Annotated in this window: 9 protein-coding genes and 1 pseudogene; all 10 read left to right on the forward strand. The window is 76.5% G+C overall.

Going from position 1 to position 12,949, the window contains the following annotated elements:
* Positions 1-573 (forward strand): histidine phosphatase family protein, encoded by a 573-nt coding sequence (locus JUB12_RS12250; RefSeq protein ID WP_205695686.1) that lies wholly within the window; start codon positions 1-3, stop codon positions 571-573.
* A complete protein-coding gene (locus JUB12_RS12255; protein ID WP_205695687.1) occupies positions 570-2,093 on the forward strand; it encodes a cobyric acid synthase in 1,524 nt (507 codons plus the stop codon). Before JUB12_RS12250 ends, JUB12_RS12255 begins: the two co-directional genes overlap by 4 nt.
* Positions 2,078-5,833, forward strand: a complete 3,756-nt coding sequence (gene cobN, locus JUB12_RS12260; protein ID WP_205695688.1) for a cobaltochelatase subunit CobN — start codon at positions 2,078-2,080, stop codon at positions 5,831-5,833. The genes JUB12_RS12255 and cobN overlap by 16 nt, the downstream gene beginning before the upstream one ends.
* Positions 5,830-7,884, forward strand: coding sequence for a VWA domain-containing protein (locus JUB12_RS12265; RefSeq protein WP_205695689.1), 2,055 nt, complete (start codon positions 5,830-5,832; stop codon positions 7,882-7,884). Before cobN ends, JUB12_RS12265 begins: the two co-directional genes overlap by 4 nt.
* Positions 7,881-8,474 carry a cob(I)yrinic acid a,c-diamide adenosyltransferase gene (gene cobO / locus JUB12_RS12270; protein ID WP_205695690.1) on the forward strand — a complete coding sequence of 198 codons (594 nt, stop codon included), beginning with the start codon at positions 7,881-7,883 and terminating at the stop codon, positions 8,472-8,474. The genes JUB12_RS12265 and cobO overlap by 4 nt, the downstream gene beginning before the upstream one ends.
* Positions 8,468-9,304 carry a hypothetical protein gene (locus JUB12_RS12275; protein ID WP_205695691.1) on the forward strand — a complete coding sequence of 279 codons (837 nt, stop codon included), beginning with the start codon at positions 8,468-8,470 and terminating at the stop codon, positions 9,302-9,304. Before cobO ends, JUB12_RS12275 begins: the two co-directional genes overlap by 7 nt.
* Positions 9,301-10,662, forward strand: coding sequence for a cobyrinate a,c-diamide synthase (locus JUB12_RS12280; protein ID WP_205695692.1), 1,362 nt, complete (start codon positions 9,301-9,303; stop codon positions 10,660-10,662). The genes JUB12_RS12275 and JUB12_RS12280 overlap by 4 nt, the downstream gene beginning before the upstream one ends.
* Positions 10,659-11,381 (forward strand): precorrin-2 C(20)-methyltransferase, encoded by a 723-nt coding sequence (gene cobI, locus JUB12_RS12285; RefSeq protein ID WP_205695693.1) that lies wholly within the window; start codon positions 10,659-10,661, stop codon positions 11,379-11,381. Before JUB12_RS12280 ends, cobI begins: the two co-directional genes overlap by 4 nt.
* On the forward strand, positions 11,378-12,112 hold the full coding sequence (gene cbiQ / locus JUB12_RS12290; RefSeq protein ID WP_205695694.1) for a cobalt ECF transporter T component CbiQ: 735 nt from the start codon (positions 11,378-11,380) through the stop codon (positions 12,110-12,112). The genes cobI and cbiQ overlap by 4 nt, the downstream gene beginning before the upstream one ends.
* A pseudogene (locus JUB12_RS22345) lies at positions 12,109-12,837 on the forward strand (sirohydrochlorin chelatase); the annotation flags it as partial. The gene cbiQ and the pseudogene JUB12_RS22345, both read left to right, overlap by 4 nt.
* Positions 12,838-12,949: the final 112 nt, after the last annotated feature.

Genomic DNA, 12,949 nt, shown 5'->3' on the forward strand with positions numbered 1-12,949 from the left:
GTGCGGCGCCTCGTGCTCGTGCGGCACGCCACCACGTCAGCCGTGCGCGCCGCGGCGTTCGGCGGCGACGAGCCGCTGGACGAGCGCGGGCGCGTGGCCGCGCGGGCGCTGGCGGGGGCGCTGCCGCGCACGGACGTCGCCTACGCCAGCCCCGCCGGCCGCGCGCGGGAGACCGCGGCGGCGGCCGGCCTGGACCCGGTGACGGTGGAGCCGGCGATCGCGGAGTGCGACTTCGGCGCCTGGGCCGGCCGCCCGCTCGCCGAGGTCCACGCCGAGGACCCGGACGCGACGGCGGCGTGGATGGCCGACCCGGACGCGGCGCCGCACGGCGGCGAGTCGCTCACGCAGCTGCTCGCGCGCGTGCGCGCGTGGCTCGACGAGCAGGCCGCGCAGGACGGCCGCGCGATCGCGGTCACCCACGGCGGCGTGGTCAAGGCGGCCGTCGTCTGCGCGCTCGACGCGCCGGCCAGCGCGTTCTGGCGGGTCGACGTCTCCCCCCTGTCGTTCACCGAGCTCCACGCCCACGCCGGGCGCTGGACCGTGACGCGCGTCAACGCGACGGTGGCGGCGTGAGCGGCGCGCTGCTCGTCGCGGGGACGCACTCCGACGCCGGCAAGTCGCTCGTGACGGCCGGGATCTGCCGGTGGCTCACGCGCCGCGGCGTGTCCGTCGCGCCGTTCAAGGCCCAGAACATGGCGCTCAACAGCGCGGTGACGCGCGGCGGGGCGGAGATCGGCCGCGCGCAGGCGATGCAGGCGGCCGCCGCCGGGATCGAGCCCGAGGCGGCGATGAACCCGGTGCTGCTCAAGCCGTCGGGCACCCGCCACTCGCAGGTGGTCCTCAACGGCAAGCCCTACGCCGACGCCGACGCGCGCTCCTACCAGGAGCTCAAGCTCGGCCTGCGCGCGCCGGTGCTCGCCGCGCTGGCGGACCTGCGCTCGCGCTTCGACGTCGTCGTCTGCGAGGGCGCCGGCTCGCCCGCGGAGATCAACCTGCGCGCCGGGGACCTGGCCAACATGGGCCTGGCGCGGGCCGCCGACCTCCCGGTCCTGCTCGTCGGCGACATCGACCGCGGCGGGGTCTTCGCCTCGCTCTACGGGACGTTGGCGCTCCTCGAGCCCGCCGACCAGGCGCTGGTCTCCGGCTTCCTCATCAACAAGTTCCGCGGGGACGCCTCGATCCTCGCGCCGGGCCTGGACCAGATCCGCGCGCTCACCGGCCGTGAGACGCTCGGGGTCCTGCCCTTCCGCGAGGGCCTGTGGCTCGACGTCGAGGACTCGCTGGCGCTCGACGCGCCCCGGCCCGAGGCCAAGCCCGCCGCGGGGACCGACACGCTCGAGGTCGCCGTCGTGCGCCTGCGCTGGATGAGCAACTTCACCGACGTCGACGCGCTCGCGAGCGAGCCGGGCGTCCGCGTGCGCTTCACGCGCTCGGCCTCCGACGTCGCGCGCGCCGACCTCGTCGTCCTACCGGGCACGAAGGCGACGGTCGAGGACCTCGAGCGGCTGCGGGCCGACGGCCTGGACGCCGCCCTCGCCCGGCGCGTGGCGGCCGGCGACCCGGTGCTCGGCGTCTGCGGCGGCTTCCAGATGCTCGGCGAGCAGATCGACGACGAGGTCGAGTCGCGCGCCGGCGTCGTCGCCGGGCTCGGGCTCCTGCCGGTCCGCACGACCTTCGCGGCCGACAAGCTCCTGCGCCACGTCGCCGGCACGGCCTTCGGCGCGCCCGCCACGGGCTACGAGATCCGCCACGGGCGCCCGGAGCGCCACGGGGCCGATCCGCTCATCGACGACGGCTCGTCCGCGGGCGAGGGCTGCGCCGCGGGCGTCGTCCTCGGGACCTCATGGCACGGCCTGCTCGAGGGCGACGCGGTCCGCCGTGCCATCCTGCAGTGGGTCGCCGCCCACCGGGGGCGCGACTGGGCGCCCGGCGACGAGCCGTTCGCCGCGGTGCGCGAGCGCCACCTCGACGTCCTCGGGGACCTCGTGGAGGAGCACTGCGACACCGACGCGCTGCTCGCGCTCCTGCGCGACGGCGCCCCGTCCGACCTCCCCGTCCTGGCGCCCGGAGGTGCCGCTTGCTCGCCTTCCTGACGACCGCCGACACCGAGGTCCTCGCCGCCGCCCACGCCGTGGCCGAGCTGCCCGACGACTTCCCGCGCGTGCGGTGCGCGAACCCGTACGGCGTCGAGGACGTCGAGCCGTTCCTCGACGACGTCCTCCAGGACGCCCGCGTCGTCGTCGTCCGCCTGCTCGGCGGCCGCCGCGCGTGGCCGGAGGGCGTCGCGGCGCTGCGCGCGCGAGCCCAGCGCGACGGCCTGGCCCTCGTCCTGCTCGCGGGCGAGGCGGAGCCCGACGCCGAGCTCGCGGAGCTCTCGACGGTGCCGGCCGGCGCGGTCGCCCAGGCCTTCGCCTACCTGCGCCACGGGGGCGTGGAGAACACCGCCCAGCTCCTGCGCTTCCTCGCGGATTCGTTCCTGCTGCGCGGCGACGGCTTCGAAGAGCCGCGCGAGCTGCCGGACCTCGGGGTCTACGTCCCCGGCCGCGGCGACGTGGCGCTGGACGACGCGGTGGCGGCCTTCGACCCGGCCAAGCCGACCGTCGGCATCGTCTTCTACCGCTCGCACCGCGTGACCGGGAACACGGCGTTCGTCGACGCGCTGGCCCGCGAGGTCGAGGCGGCGGGCGCCAACGCGCTGTGCGCCTGGTCCTACTCGCTGCGCCCCGACGCCGAGGGCCGCGTGCCGGTGCTCGAGCAGCTGCGCGGGCGGGTCGACGCGCTGGTGACGACGGTGCTCGCGTCCGGCGGCGCCCACGCCGGCGACGCCGAGGACTGGCAGGCGGAGGCACTGGAGGCGCTCGACGTCCCGGTGCTCCAGGCGCTGTGCGCGACGACGAGCCGCGCCCGCTGGGAGGAGAGCGACATGGGCCTGACGCCGCTGGACGCGGCGATGCAGGTCGCGATCCCCGAGTTCGACGGGCGGATCATCGGCGTCCCGGTGTCGTTCAAGGAGCCGCTGGAGGAGGGCGGCGCCTCGCCGGTCGGCACGCCGGTCCTGCACTACCGCCCGGACCTCGAGCGCTGCGGCCGGATGGCGCGCCTGGCGGTCCGCCACGCGCGGCTGGGCAAGACGGCGCCGGGCGAGGCGAAGGTCGCGATCGTCCTGTCGTCGTTCCCGACGAAGCACGCGCGGATCGGCAACGCCGTGGGGCTGGACACGCCGGCCTCGGCGCTCGCCCTGCTCGACGCGCTGCGCGACGCCGGCTACGTCGTGGAGCACGACTTCGCCGATGGCGACGCGCTGATCCACGCGCTCATCGCCGCGGGCGGCCACGACCAGGAGTTCCTCACCGACGAGCAGCTGCAGACGTCGACCGCGCGCCTGCCCGCCGCCGACTACGCGCGGTGGTTCCAGACGCTGCCCGAGGAGCTGCGCACCTCGATCACCGAGACGTGGGGGCCGCCGCCGGGCGAGTGGTACCTCGACGACGGCGACTTCGTCGTCGCCGGCCTGCGGCTGGGCAACGTCTTCGTCGCCATCCAGCCGCCGCGCGGCTTCGGCGAGGACCCCGTCGCGATCTACCACGACCCGGACCTCGCGCCCGCCCACCACTACCTCGCGGCCTACCGCTGGCTCGACGAGGTCTTCGGTGCCGACGCGATCGTCCACCTCGGCAAGCACGGCACGCTCGAGTGGCTGCCGGGCAAGGGCCTCGGGCTAAGCAACGCATCGGCGCCCGACGCGTGCCTGGGCGACACGCCGCTCTTCTACCCCTTCGTCGTCAACGACCCCGGCGAGGGCGTGCAGGCCAAGCGCCGCGCCCACGCCGTCGTCGTCGACCACCTCGTGCCGCCGATGATGCGCGCCGAGACCTACGACGAGCTGGCCCAGATGGAGCAGCTGCTCGACGACTTCGGTCGCGCCGAGGCGCTGGACCCGGCGAAGCTGCCGACGCTCGCGACGCGGATCTGGACGTTGCTGCACGAGGCCGAGCTGCACCGCGACCTCGGCATCGAGGCCGCCGAGCAGCCCGAGCTCGAGGAGTTCGGCGAGCTCATCGAGCACCTCGACGGCTACCTCTGCGAGATCGCCGACATCCAGGTCCGCGACGGCCTGCACGTCCTGGGTCGCGTGCCCGAGGGCGAGCAGTTCCGCGGGCTGCTGGCGGCGATCCTGCGCCTGGGTGCCCCGGGCTCGGTGCCGGGTCTGCGCCGCGCGATCGGCGGGGCCTTCGGGCTCGACGAGCCGGCGCTGCTGGCCGATGCCGCCGCCACGCCCGCCGACCTGCCGCCGGCGCTCTTCGCGCGCTTCCCCGGCCCGGACCGCACGAACGCCGACCTCGTCGACCGCCTCGAGGACGCGCAGCGCGCGCTGCTGCTGGCGCTCGAGGCGACGGGTTGGGACGCGGACGCCGCGACGCGGCTCTGCGCCGACGTGCTCGGCCACGAGGACGAGGGCGTCGTCGCGGCGCTGCGCTTCGGCGCCGCCGACGTCGTGCCGCGGCTGCGGGGCACGTCGGGCGAGCTGGACGCGCTGGTCGGCGGCCTGCGCGGCCGCCACGTGCCGGCCGGGCCGTCGGGCTCGCCCACGCGCGGGCGCATCGACGTGCTGCCGACGGGGCGCAACTTCTACGGGGTCGACCCGAAGGCGCTGCCGAGCGACCTCGCCTACGACACCGGGACGCGGCTGGCCGACGCGCTGCTCGCGCGGGAGGTCGCCGACCGCGGCGAGCACCCCGAGACGGTGGGCATCGTCGTCTGGGGCACCGCCGCCATGCGCACGGCCGGCGACGACGCGGGGGAGATCCTCGCGCTGCTGGGCGTCCGGCCGACGTGGCACCAGGAGACGCGGCGGATCACCGGCCTCGAGCCGATCGCGCTCGAGGAGCTCGGCCGCCCGCGCATCGACGTGACGGTGCGCATCTCGGGCTTCTTCCGCGACGCGTTCCCGGGCCTCGTGCACCTGCTCGACGACGCGGTCACGCTCGTGGCCGGCCTCGACGAGCCGGTTGAGCAGAACTTCGTGCGCAAGCACGCGCTCGAGGACCGCGAGCGGCTCCTGGCCGAGCTGGGCTCCGAGGAGGCCGCGTGGCGGCGCGCGACGACGCGCGTCTTCGGCACGCCGCCCGGCTCGTACGGCGCGGGGCTGCTGCAGCTCATCGACGTGCGCAACTGGCGCGACGACGGCGACCTCGCCGCGGTCTACGAGGCCTGGGGCGGCCACGCCTACGGCCGCGGTCTGGACGGCGTCGAGGCGCGCTCGGCGATGCGCGAGCAGTTCGCCCGCATCGACGTGGCGGTCAAGAACGTCGACACGCGCGAGCACGACCTCCTGGACTCCGGCGACTACTTCGCCGAGCACGGCGGGATGGTGGCCTACGTCCGCCACCTCTCCGGCGAGCAGCCGCGGGCGATGATCGGCGACAGCGCCGACCCCGAGCGGGTCCACGCCCGCACGCTGGCCGAGGAGTCGCGGCGCGTGTTCCGCGCCCGCGTCGCCAACCCGCGGTGGATCGCGTCGATGATCCGCCACGGCTACAAGGGCGCCTTCGAGCTGGCGGCGACCGTCGACTACCTCTTCGGCTACGACGCCACGACCGGCGTCGTGGAGGACTGGATGTACGAGGCGCTGAGCGAGAAGTACGTGCTCGACCCCGACGTCCAGGAGTTCATGAAGCGCTCGAACCCGTGGGCGCTGCGGGCGATCACCGAGCGGCTGCTCGAGGCGGCCGACCGCGGCCTGTGGGAGCAGCCCGGCGACGGCACGATCGACGCGCTGAAGGAGACGTTCCTGTCCGTCGAGGACGACCTCGAGGAGGCCGCCACGCCGTGAGCCGGGCAGTCGGGTTCCCGTGGAGCGCCGTGGTGGGGCAGGACGCCCTGCGCGAGGCGCTGCTGGCCTGTGCGGTCGATCCCCGGATCGGCGGCGTGCTGGTGCGCGGCGAGCGCGGGACGGCGAAGTCGACCGCGGTGCGCGCGCTGGCGCCGCTGCTGCCGGACGTCGCGGTCTTCGAGGACTGCGCGTACGCGGTCGAGCCCCGCGTCGAGTCCTGCCCGGACGGCCCGCACGACGGCTCGCGGGTGGTGGAGCGGCCGGCGCGGCTGGTCGAGCTGCCGCTGGGCGCGACGGCCGACCGCGTCGTCGGGACGCTCGACCTCGACCGGGCGCTGGCCGAGGGCGCCGCGGCGTTCGCGCCGGGGCTGCTGGCCCAGGCCCACCGGGGGATCCTCTACGTCGACGAGGTCAACCTCCTCGCCGACCACCTCGTGGACGTGCTGCTCGACAGCGCGGCGCTCGGCCACGTGCACGTGGAGCGCGACGCGGTCTCCGTCGACCATCCGGCGCGGTTCCTGCTCGTCGGGACGATGAACCCCGAGGAGGGCGACCTGCGCCCGCAGCTGCTCGACCGCTTCGGGCTCTCGGTCGAGGTGCGCGGGTCGACCGAGCAGGACGAGCGGATGGAGGTCGTGCGGCGGCGGCTGGCGTTCGACGCGGACCCGGCGGGGTTCGCGGCCTCGTTCGCGGCCGACGACGCCGCGGTCGCTGCGCGCGTCGCTGACGCTCGCGATCGGCTGTCGTCCGTCCGGCTCGGGGATCGCGCCCTGGCGCTCATCACGAGCGTCTGCGCGTCGCTGGGGGTCGACGGGCTGCGGGCGGACATCGTGTGCGCCCGGACCGCGGTGGCGCTGGCGGCGCTGGACGGGGTCGACGAGGTCGCTGAGGAGCACGTGCGGCGGGCGGCGATGCTCGCGCTGGCACACCGGCGGCGGAGGGGGCCGCTGGAGCAGCCGGGGCTGTCGTCCGAGGAGCTCGACGACGCGATCGCGAACGCTGCTGGCGGGCCCGACGACGAGCCCGAGCCGCCTGGCTCTCCGAGTGGCGGGGGCGCGGGCTCGGGCGAACCGCGCGGTGAGGGAGGGTCGTCGTCTGAGCCGGCGCCGTCTGGCGTGGGCGGGGGTGGTCCTGCCGGCGAGGCGGGTGAGGGTCCAGGCCGGGCCGACGCTGACCCTGTCATCTCCGGCGTGGGAGACCGGAGTCAGCAGGGTCGCGGTGGTTCGGGGGCGAAGGAGCGGCGGGAGCGGGCTGCCGCGCCCGGCGTGGCGCCGCTGCTGGCGCTCGAGGGCCGGGGCGCGGGTGCGCCGGGCCGGCGCAGCGCGGCGGGTGGCGAGGGGACGCAGCCGGTGGACTCACGGCCGCCGCTGGGCGCCGGGGTCCGGGACCTCGCGGTCGCCGCGACGCTGCGGGCCGCGGCGCAGCGGCGGGCGACGTCCGGCGGGCCGGCGCTCGCGGCGAGCGACCTGCGCGAGCACGTGCGGGCGGGGCGGGAGGGCAACCTCGTGGTCTTCTGCGTCGACGCGTCGGGCTCGATGGGCGCGCGGCGGCGGATGGCGGCCGTCAAGGGCGCGGTGCTCGGCCTGTTGCTCGACGCCTACCAGCGCCGCGACCGCGTGGCGCTCGTCACCTTCCGCGGGACCGGCGCCGAGCTGGTCCTGCCGCCGACGTCGTCGGTCGAGCGCGCCGCCGCGCTCCTGGACGACGTCGCCACCGGCGGGCGCACCCCGCTGGCCGCCGGCCTCGACCGCGCCGGCGCGCTGGTGGCCGCCGAGCAGCGCAAGGACCCGCGCCGGCGCGCGCTCGTGCTGGTCGTCACCGACGGCCGCGCGAGCGGCGGTCCCGAGGGCCGCGCCGCCGCCGAGCGCTCGGCGGCGGCGCTCGCGCGCAGCGCCGGCGGCGTCGTCGTGTTCGACGCCGAGGAGGGCGCGGTCCGGCTGGGGCTGGCCCGCCGGCTGGCCGACGCGGCGGGTGCCCGCCTGCTGCCGCTCAGCGCGCTGCACCCCGCTTCCAGCACCATCCCGTCCACGGCCGCACGGAGCGCCGCATGAGCACCGAGATCGACGTCCCTCACACCCCCGACGACCAGGGCTCGGCCGAGCCCAAGCGCCGCAAGCCGCGCGACAAGCCGCTGCTGATCGTCATCACCGGCCACGGCAAGGGCAAGAGCACCTCCGCCTTCGGGATGCTCCTGCGCTCGTGGGCCCGCGGCTACCGGTGCGGCGTCTTCCAGTTCGTGAAGTCCGGCAAGTGGAAGGTCGGCGAGGCCAAGGCGGCCGAGGCGCTGGGCGGCATCGACTGGGAGAAGATGGGCGACGGCTGGACCTGGATCTCCCGCGACCTCGAGGAGTCCGCCGACAAGGCGCGCGCGGGCTGGGACGAGGTCAAGCGCCGCATCGCCGACGAGCGCTACGAGTTCCTCCTGCTCGACGAGCTGACCTACGCGATCAAGTACGGGTGGATCGAGGAGCAGGAGATCGTCGACACGCTGATGAACCGGCCCGGCTTCCAGCACGTCGTCGTGACCGGCCGCGACGCCCCGCAGGGGCTCATCGACGCCGCCGACCTCGTCTCCGAGGTCACCAAGGTCAAGCACCCGATGGACCAGGGGATCCGCGCCCAGCAGGGCATCGAGTGGTAGCGGTCCTCGTCATCCCCGACGGCGGCGCCGAGCCCCGTCACGGCCGTGAGCCGACGTCGCTCGAGCGGGCGCGCACGCCCGTGCTCGACGCGCTGCGCGCCGCGGGGACCGTCCGGCGCGTGGCGACGACGCCCGCCGGCCTGCCCGCGGGCAGCGAGACCGGCATCCCGACGCTCCTGGGCGCGCCGCCGCGCGCGCCGGTGTCCCGCGGGCTGCTCGAGGCCGCCTCCGCCGGGATCGACGTCCCGGCCGGCGCGCGGGCGTGGCGCGTGGACCTGCACCGCGAGGACGGCACGCGCGCGACGGCCGGCGAGGCGCGGCGCGCGCTGGAGGACCTCGGGCTCCACCACCTGCGCGGCCACCGCGGCCTCGCGGTGGGTGCGACCGCCCCGCGGCTGCCCGCGCCGTGGCGCGTCTGGGGCGACGGCGCCGCGCTGCCCCGGGTCCTCGACGCCCGCACCGTCGTCGTCTCCGGTCCGGGCGCCGCCGCGGGCGCCGCGCGGATGCTCGGTGCCCGGTCGGTCGTCCCCGCGGGCGCGACCGGCGAGGTCCACACGAACCTGCGGGCCAAGCTCGCCGCCGCCCTGGCCGCCGTCGACGGCGGCGCCGAGCGGGTGGTCGTCCACGTCGGGGCGCCCGACGAGGCCGCGCACGCGCTCGACGCCGACGCGAAGGTGGCGGCGCTCGAGGCCATCGACGCCGAGCTGCTCGGCGCGCTGTGGGACGCCGCCCGCGGGGCCGGCGGGACCCTCACCGTCTGCCCCGACCACGGCACCGACCCGCGCACCGGCGAGCACTGCGGCGCCGACGTCGAGGCGGTGGCGGCGTGATCCCGCGCCTCGTCATCGCCGGCACGTCGTCGGGCGCCGGCAAGACGACGGTCGCCTCCGGCCTGCTCGGCGCCCTGTGCGCCCGCGGCGTGCGTGCCACCGGCTTCAAGGTCGGCCCGGACTTCATCGACCCCGGCTACCACGCGCTGGCCTCCGGCCGGCCGGGGCGCAACCTCGACGCCTTCCTCTCCGGCCCCGAGCTCGTCGCGCCGCTCTTCCGCCACGGCTCCGCCGGCGCGGAGGTCGCGATCGTCGAGGGCGTCATGGGCCTCTACGACGGCGCCTCGGGTCGTGGCGAGCTCGCCTCGACCGCGCACGTCGCCAAGCTCCTCGACGCCCCGGTGGTCCTCGTCGTCGATGCCGCCGCGATGGCGCGCTCGGTCGCCGCGATCGTCCACGGCTACGCGACGTTCGACCCGGAGGTCCGCGTCGCGGGCGTCATCCTCAACCGCGTCGGCTCGGAGTTCCACACCGCGATCCTCGAAGAGGCCCTCGCGCCGCTCGGCATCCCGGTCCTGGGCTCGCTCACCCGCAACGCCGACGTCGAGGCCCCCGAGCGCCACCTCGGCCTGGTCCCCGTCGACGAGCGCGTCGCGAAGGCCAAGGGCGCGCTCGCCAGCCTCGCCGCGCACGTCGCCGCCGGCTGCGACCTCGAGGGTCTGCTCGCGCTCGCCCGCACCGCGCCGGACACCCCGGGCGAGGCGTGGGCGCCGCCCGCGCGCGAGGCCGCCGACCCCCGCCGGCCGCGCATCGCCGTCGCGAAGGGCCGCGCGTTCTCCTTCCACTACGCCGAGAACCTCGAGGCGCTCGAGGCCGCCGGTGCGGAGCTCGTCGCCTTCGACCCGCTGCACGACGAGGCCCTGCCGGAGGGCACCGGGGCGCTGCTGCTCGCCGGCGGCTTCCCCGAGGTCTTCGGCGCAGAGCTCGGCGCCAACGCCGCGCTGCGTGCCGACGTGGGCGCGTTCGCGCGCAGCGGCGGTCCGGTGCTCGCCGAGTGCGGTGGCCTGCTCTACCTGGCCAAGGAGCTCGACGGCCACCCGATGTGCGACGTCGTCCCCGCCACCGCGCGGATGACCGGGCGCCTCCAGCTCGGCTACCGCGAGGCCACCGCGCCCAGCGACCACCCGGTCTTCCCCGCCGGCACGACGCTGCGCGGCCACGAGTTCCACTACTCGGCGACCGACCCCGTGGCGGGCGAGGCACCCGCGTGGAGGCTGCGCGCCCGCGGGACCGAGCGCGCCGAGGGCTTCGTCGTGGGCGGCGTGCACGCCAGCTACCTGCACACGCACTGGGCGGCGACGCCGGAGGTCGCCGGCCGGCTCGTCGCCGCGGCGGCCGCCCGGGAGGTCGCGGCGTGAGCGGCGTCCTGATCGGTGTCGGCGTGGGCCCCGGCGACCCCGAGCACCTGACCCTCAAGGCGCTGCACGCCCTGCAGGCCGCCGACCGCGTCTTCGTGCCGGAGACCGACAGCGGCGAGACGCCGGGCCGCGCCGAGCGCGTCGTCGCGCCCCACGTCGACCCGCAGCGCATCACCCGCCTGCTCTTCGCCATGCGCGACGACGACGCGCGCTCGGGCAACTGGGACCGCGCGGGCGCGGCGATCGCCGAGGTCGTCGCCGCCGGGGGCACGGCGGCGTTCGCCACGATCGGCGACCCCAACATCTACTCGACGTTCACCTACATGGCCCACACCGTCCGGGAGCTCGTGCCGGACGTCGAGGTGCGCACCGTGCCGGGCATCACGGCGATGCAGGACCTCGCATCGCGCTCGGGCACGGTCCTGGCCGAGGGCCGTGAGGCGCTGGCGCTGCTGCCCTACACGGCGGGCGACGACAAGCTTCGCGAGACGCTCGGCGTCGCCGACACCGTCGTGGTCTACAAGGGCGGGCGCCGGCTGCCGCAGGTCCTCGAGACCTTGCGCGACCACGACCGGCTCGACGAGGCGGTCTACGGCGAGCAGCTCGGCCTCGGCGACCAGGACGTGCGGGCCGCCGGCGAGCGCGACGGCTCGGGGCCGTACATGTCGACGGTGATCGTCCCGGCCAACCGCGACGGCGTGCGCGGGGGCAAGCTGTGACGGTCGCCCACCTCGCCGAGGCCGAGCCGGTCGAGACCGTCGTGCACCGCCTGGCGCCCGAGGTGAAGGTCGCCGCGACGGTCCTGCTCGTCGTCTGCGCGGCGCTCGTCCCGCACGGCGTCTTCTGGCCGTTCGCCGTCGACGCGGCGCTGCTCGGCGCCGTCGCGCTCCTCGCGCGCGTGGAGGCGATGTTCCTCCTGCGCCGCCTCGTCATCGAGGTGCCGTTCGTCCTGTTCGTCGTGGCCCTGCCGTTCTTCGCCGAGGACCGCCACGAGGGCCTGCTGGCCGCCGGCGGGATCCTCTGCAAGGCGACGCTCGCGGTGCTCGCCACCGGTGTGCTCGCCGCGACGACGACCGCGCCGGAGATCCTCGCGGGGCTCGACCGGCTGCGGGCGCCGCGCCAGCTCACGGCGATCGCGGCGTTCGCCATCCGCTACCTCCAGGTCGTGCTCGAGGAGCTGCGCCGGATGCAGCTCGCGCGCGTCGCGCGGGGCGACGACCCGCGCTTCCTCTGGCAGGCGCGGGCGATCGGCCAGACCGCCGGGACGCTCGCCGTCCGCTGCTTCGAGCGCGGCGAACGCGTGCACGGCGCGATGCTCGCCCGCGGCTTCGACGGGTCGCTGCCCGTGTCGTCGCTCTCGCCCCGCGCACCGCTGGCCGCGTGGGTCGCCGTCCTGCCGCTGCCGCTGGTCGCGGCGCTCGCCACCGTCCTCGCGCGAGGTGCGGCGTGACCGAGCAGCTCGTCGCCGCCCCGCCGGCGCTCGTCGTCGTCGGCCACGGCACGCGCGACGCCGACGGCGTGGAGGAGTTCTGGGCGCTGGCCCAGCACGTCCGCGACGCGGCGGGTGACCTGCCGGTCGAGTTCGGCTTCATCGAGCTCGCCGAGCCGCTGGTGGACGAGGCCATCGACAAGCTCGTCTCGGCGGGCGCGCCGCGGGACGTCGTCTCCGTCCCGCTCGTCCTGCTCGCCGCCGGCCACCTCAAGAACGACGGCCCCGCCACGCTGGCCAGGGCGCGTGCCCGCCACCCCGGCGTGCGCTTCACGATGGGCCGCGACCTCGGGATCGACCCGGTCGTGCTCGACGTCGCCGAGGAGCGCATCCGCGAGGCGATCGGCACCGACGACCCGTCCCAGGTGGGCGTCGTCCTCGTCGGCCGCGGCTCCAGCGACCCCGACGCGACCTCCGACCTCTTCAAGGTCGCCCGCCTGCTGCAGGACGGCCGCGGCCTGGGCTGGGTCGAGCCGGCGTTCGCGGGCGTCGCGCAGCCCGACGTCGCGGGCGCCTGCGAGCGACTGCGCCTGCTCGGCGCGCGGACGGTGGTCGTCGCACCGCTGCTGCTCTTCACCGGCGTCCTCGTGCCGCGCATCTACGAGCGCGCCGCCGAGTGGGGGCGCCGGCACCCGGAGGTCGAGGTCCGCGGCGCCGGGCACCTGGGACCCGACCGGCGGCTGGCCAAGCTCGTGCTCGAGCGCTACCGCGAGGCGCTGCAGGGCGACGTGCGGATGAACTGCGACCTGTGCGCGTACCGCGTGCGGCTGCCGGGCTACGAGGACAAGGTCGGCACGC

It is taken from the genome of Conexibacter sp. SYSU D00693 (genome assembly GCF_017084525.1).
In the GTDB taxonomy this organism is placed as follows: domain Bacteria; phylum Actinomycetota; class Thermoleophilia; order Solirubrobacterales; family Solirubrobacteraceae; genus Baekduia.

Excerpts from the sequence above, each read along its gene's own strand:
- cobO (WP_205695690.1), top strand. The coding sequence starts at position 7,881 with ATGAGCACCGAGATCGACGTCCCTCACACCCCCGACGACCAGGGCTCG.